This is a genomic window from Paenibacillus sp. OT2-17, from assembly GCF_009827695.1.
In the GTDB taxonomy this organism is placed as follows: domain Bacteria; phylum Bacillota; class Bacilli; order Paenibacillales; family Paenibacillaceae; genus Paenibacillus; species Paenibacillus polymyxa_B.
Map to the genome: position 1 here is coordinate 1 of NZ_WUDQ01000404.1, position 3,398 is coordinate 3,398.

Sequence of the window (3,398 nt, forward strand, 5' to 3'; positions counted from 1 at the left end):
CATGCCTATAGCGAAATAAATCAAAGCGAGACCCGGAAAGCGGCGATGTACCCACCAGCTTAGCCAGATCAACAATACTGCGTGCAAAATCCAAAATGCCTCAAGCATCACTAAAGTTGCTGTAGGCCAGTGGCGGCCTATAAGGACCGCGTACACTAAAAGCAGCCCAGCAAGACCACAGTAATGAAGTAAGCTGATCCGCAAAGTTAATCCCACAAGACACCATACCACACCGCATAGGCCTACGAGCAAAAGAAACCAAACCCTAGCTTCACCTTGATGGAGCTGAATGATCCACACACCTGAACCCAGCATAATCGCACTGCCTAAAGTGCTCAACATCGCACTCATACTCTTTTCGGAAGACCGCCAAAATGCGGCCACTCCATAGCAAATCGTAGTAACTGCACTTGCCGAGAATATTTGCATTGCCAACGGAAAAGCGGTAAAATAAAAACCGATCAAACAAATGCAGGAAATAATGACAAAACCAAGAAGCCAGGCGATCCCATGCCCGTGTCTAAGATATGTAAGCAGCCCGGTGTTGTTACGGTTCTGGCTCTGCGACGGATCTTCGTCCTCCCGATACAGGTTAGACAAAAAATCGCAATATTGCTCAGGGAGTAGCCGACTTCGCCGCCAATGCTCAATTTCATGTAACAGTATTGCCCGTTTTTTCTCCTGGTCCAAGCTTCTTCCCCTCCACCAAGGCTGCCATGAGATAAAAAAAGACCTCCTGCGCGCTTCAAGCCGCAGAAGGTCCGCAATGTTACGCTTCTATTCGAGGAAATCCTTCAGTCGCTTACTGCGGCTTGGATGGCGCAACTTACGCAGCGCTTTGGCCTCAATCTGACGAATACGTTCACGTGTAACACCGAACACTTTACCCACTTCTTCAAGGGTTCTGGTTCTTCCGTCGTCCAAACCAAAGCGGAGACGCAAAACATTCTCTTCCCGTTCGGTTAACGTATCCAGTACATCCTCGAGCTGTTCCTTCAGAAGTTCATAGGCAGCCGCATCTGCAGGCGCCAATGCTTCTTGGTCCTCAATGAAATCCCCCAGATGTGAGTCATCCTCTTCACCAATTGGTGTTTCCAATGAAACAGGTTCTTGGGCAATTTTCATAATTTCCCGTACTTTTTCCACGCTCAGCTCCATCTCGGCAGCTACTTCCTCTGGCGTAGGTTCGCGCCCCAGCTCTTGCAACAGTTGACGCGATATGCGAATTAGCTTGTTGATCGTTTCCACCATATGCACCGGAATACGGATCGTTCTCGCCTGATCGGCTATTGCGCGCGTAATGGCCTGACGAATCCACCAGGTTGCATACGTACTGAATTTAAAGCCTTTTTCGTAATCAAATTTTTCTACTGCCTTAATCAAACCCATATTACCTTCCTGAATCAGATCCAGGAAAAGCATTCCGCGACCAACATAACGTTTGGCAATACTTACAACCAGACGCAAGTTCGCTTCTGCCAACCGACGCTTAGCTTCTTCATCGCCGTTATTTATCCGTTTGGCAAGCTCTACCTCATCATCAGCAGAAAGCAACGGTACACGACCGATTTCCTTCAAGTACATCCGGACCGGGTCATTAATTTTAATACCGGGAGGCAGGCTCAGATCGTCATCGAAATTAAAATCATCCCCATCATTGTTTTCCGGGTCGTCATTTTGACGCAATCTGGTAACTTCTTCGTCGTTGTCATTCACAACTTCAATCCCCAAGTCACCCAGTTGCTCATAAAACTCATCCATTTGCTCGGGGTCCTGATCAAACGGCGACAGTTTTTCCATGATATCTTTGTAGTTCAGAGAAGAACTTTTTTTACCCAACTCAATCAGTTGATCTTTGACCTGATCCAGTGTTAGTTCCGTCTCCAGTTCAGTATGCTGATCATTCGCCATCTTTCGACTCCCTCCTCCCTAGAAACATCCGACCTCTGTGTGTTCATTGTCTCTCTAGGGCTATAATCTCACTTGCAATTTGTGCTGCGCGCAAAAAGTCACCCAAGCGCTCAGCGGCTCTCATTTCTTCCCTTTTCAAATCCAGTTGCTCCTGCAATGGAAATTTTCGCACCTGATGAATATAATCATCCAAAATGTGCGGTGCCCATACGCCTGGAGCATCCATCATCATGATCGAACTTACGTTCTTCTCCAGCCGGTCGTCTTGCAAAGATGAAATAAAACGGCTTGTATCTGGTAACTTCCCTTGCGCGTAATAGGCATATAGATAAGCAGCAATTGCTGCATGATCCTCAATATTAAAGGCGTCGCCCAGATGCTTTTCTACATACTCTGCAGCTTCTAAATCCTGCATCATCCAGTGAAGCAGCCTGCGCTCAGCCACATGGTAAGCCGGCAACAGATTAGGTGTGGAGACCTGCCCTTTTTTATGCCTACCATTATTCCACCCATTTTCGTTATTATCCCCAAAGTTCTGTTTTTTTTGCAGGGATTGACGCAGTAAATTGCATTCTTGCTTCAAGGTTTCAAAATCCACCTTGACTTCGGCTGATACTTCGCGCAGATACACTTCCCGCTCAGTCGGGGATGACAGAGGTGCAATGACATTTAATGCTTCGCGGGAATACGCGATTCTTCCTTCTTCCTCTTGCAGTATATGGTTTTTTTTCAGATATATAAGCTTAAATTTCACCGTTGAAACAGCACTTTCGATAATTTGACGCTGGAATCGTTCGCCGCCGTATTGCCGAATAAAATCATCCGGGTCCATACCGTCACTGACCAGCGCTACTTTCACGTGAAGTCCCGCATTTTCCAACAGCGGAAAATTTTTAAGCGCAGCAGCTTGTCCTGCCCGGTCACCATCATAACAAATAATGACCTCGTCGCACAGTCCTTTTAACATCGTAGCATGGTGCTCCGTTAGAGCAGTGCCCATAGCGGCCACCCCATTTTGTACGCCAGCTTCCCATGCCGAGATGACATCACCGTAGCCTTCAAAAAGAACACTCTGGCGGAGCTTGCGAATTGAGGTTTTAGCATGATGAAGATTGTACAGCGTTCGGCTCTTGTTGAATAGCTTGGTCTCCGGTGAATTCAAATACTTCGGCTGTCCCTCACCAAGTATACGGCCTGCAAAGGCAATAACTTTTCCGTTGCGATTCCAAATGGGAAACATGATGCGATCTCTGAATCGATCCACATATCCATCACCCTCATGCCGGGGAGAAATAAGCCCTCCCTTTTCCATCTCCACGGGATCAAAAGAACGCTTCTCCAGAAACTGAACGATCGTATCCCATCGGTTGGGTGCATAGCCAATTTGAAATTGATCAATGATCTTGTCACTGAATCCCCGTGAACGCAAGTATTCCATCGCTGGTTTGCCGTGCTCCGTATTTTTACGCAAAAAATGGTACATCTTA

3 protein-coding genes are annotated in these 3,398 nt (G+C 47.0%); all 3 read right to left on the minus strand.

Annotated elements, in window-relative coordinates; translation table 11 throughout:
* Positions 1-690, minus strand: a 690-nt coding sequence (locus GRP75_RS22015; protein ID WP_160790361.1) for a hypothetical protein, incomplete at its 3' end; no start/stop codon positions are given.
* 87 nt (positions 691-777) lie between these two features.
* Complete coding sequence (rpoD, locus tag GRP75_RS22020; protein ID WP_160790362.1) at positions 778-1,911, minus strand: RNA polymerase sigma factor RpoD; 1,134 nt, start codon at positions 1,909-1,911, stop codon at positions 778-780.
* 43 nt (positions 1,912-1,954) lie between these two features.
* Positions 1,955-3,398 (minus strand): DNA primase (gene dnaG, locus GRP75_RS22025; protein ID WP_160790363.1); only part of this gene is annotated, 1,444 nt, incomplete at its 5' end.

Excerpts from the sequence above, each read along its gene's own strand:
- rpoD (WP_160790362.1), bottom strand. The coding sequence starts at position 1,911 with ATGGCGAATGATCAGCATACTGAACTGGAGACGGAACTAACACTGGAT.